Source organism: Bradyrhizobium sp. P5_C11_2 (assembly GCF_054049755.1).
In genome coordinates this window covers 1-1,706 of sequence record NZ_JBFULT010000926.1, presented here as the reverse complement: position 1 = coordinate 1,706, position 1,706 = coordinate 1, and the positions used below count along the sequence as shown (strand labels likewise).

The following is a 1,706-nucleotide window of genomic DNA, read 5'->3' as shown; positions in this document are numbered from 1 at the left end:
GTTCACGGGAACGCCGAGCTCGTAGCCATACTTGGCCTTGAACTTCGCCTTGTAGTCGGGGTTGGTGAACCAGTCGTAGCGGAACCAGTAGAGGTTGGCGAACTGCTGGTCGGGCAGCTGATAGAGCTTGCCGTCCGGCGCGGTGCCGAACGACTTGCCGATGAAGTCGTTGACGTCGAGCATCGGGTCGGTGACGTCCTTGCCCTCGCCGGTCATGTAGTCCGACAGCGCGATGGTCTGGCCGTAGCGGAAGTGCGTGCCGATCAGGTCGGAATCGTTGATCCAGCCGTCATAGACGTTCTTGCCGGACTGCATCTGGGTCTGCAGCTTCTCGACGACGTCACCTTCCTGGATGATGTCGTGCTTGAGCTTGATGCCGGTGAGCTCGGAGAACGCCTTGGCCAGCGTCTGCGATTCGTACTCGTGGGTCGTGATGGTCTCGGAGACGACGTTGATCTCCATGCCCTTGAAGGGTTCGGCGGCCTTGGCGAACCACTCGAGCTCCTTCTTCTGCTCGTCCTTCGACAGCGTCGAAGGTTGGAATTCGGCGATCCACTTCTGGATCGCGGCGTCGTCAGCGGCGCGGACCGGCGCCGAGACGGCGAACGACACTGCAACGATTGCAGCGGCGCTGGACATGGTCAGAAAACTGCTCTTGGTCAATGGACCTTTCCTTCTCCTAAACTGTCGCATGTTGTTCCTCCGTTGCAGCGACAAACTTTTATACAGGCCCGGGTTGGTCCCGGATCTGGCCGTCCCTTCGCGAGCTTCAGACCGTGCGGAAAATAAGCACGGCCGTGACCAGCGAAATTCCACTTGCGAGCCACAGCCTCGAAATCTCGAAGCCCTCCTCACCTATCGGCAGCGTGGCGATCGCGTCGGTGCCGACCAGGCCTATCCAGGCGAGATGGATGACGGCCGCCGTAATCAGCGAGACGAACAGGCGGTCGCCGCGCGTGGTCGGAATGCGCAGCACGCCGACGCGTTCGGCTTCGGGATAGACGGCAGCAAGCCAGGTCATCACGGCAAGCGTGCAGGCGAGCGCGACGAAGAATATCGCTGTCGGCGGCGTCCAGGCCATCCATGCGATGGATTCCATAAGCCCCTCCCTCAAACCCGGCCGAGCGCGAAACCGCTCGCGATGTAGTTGCGGACGAACCAGATCACGAGTGCGCCCGGAATGATGGTGAGCACGCCGGCCGCCGCGAGCAAGCCCCAGTCCATGCCGGCCGCCGACACCGTGCGCGTCATGATCGCCGCGATCGGCTTGGCATGCACCGAGGTCAGCGTGCGCGCGAGCAGCAGCTCGACCCAGGAGAACATGAAGCAGAAGAAGGCGGCAACGCCGATGCCGCTCGCGATCAGCGGCACCAGGATCTTGATGAAGAAGCGCGGGAAGGAATAGCCGTCGAGGAAGGCGGTCTCGTCGATCTCGCGCGGCACGCCGGAGACGAAGCCTTCGAGGATCCACACCGCCAGCGGCACGTTGAAGATGCAGTGCGCGAGCGCGACCGCCCAGGGCGTATCGAACAGCCCGATCGCCGAATAGAGGTTGAAGAACGGCAGCGCATAGACCGCAGCCGGCGCCATGCGGTTCGACAGCAGCCAGAAGAACAGATGCTTGTCGCCGAGGAAGCGGTAGCGCGAGAAGGCGTAGGCCGCCGGCAGCGCCACCGAAATCGAGATGATGGTGTTGAGGACGACGT

General features: G+C 62.5%; 2 protein-coding genes and 1 pseudogene. All 3 read right to left on the bottom strand.

The window, feature by feature from the left end:
- Positions 1-639: pseudogene (locus tag ACXJL8_RS40365) on the bottom strand (carbohydrate ABC transporter substrate-binding protein); the annotation flags it as partial.
- A 130-nt stretch (positions 640-769) separates the two neighbouring features.
- Positions 770-1,099: a DUF2160 domain-containing protein gene (locus tag ACXJL8_RS40360; RefSeq protein ID WP_456620414.1), complete on the bottom strand. Its 330-nt coding sequence runs from the start codon at positions 1,097-1,099 to the stop codon at positions 770-772.
- An 11-nt stretch (positions 1,100-1,110) separates the two neighbouring features.
- The coding region (locus ACXJL8_RS40355; RefSeq protein ID WP_456686958.1) for a carbohydrate ABC transporter permease at positions 1,111-1,706 on the bottom strand (596 nt) is incomplete at its 5' end.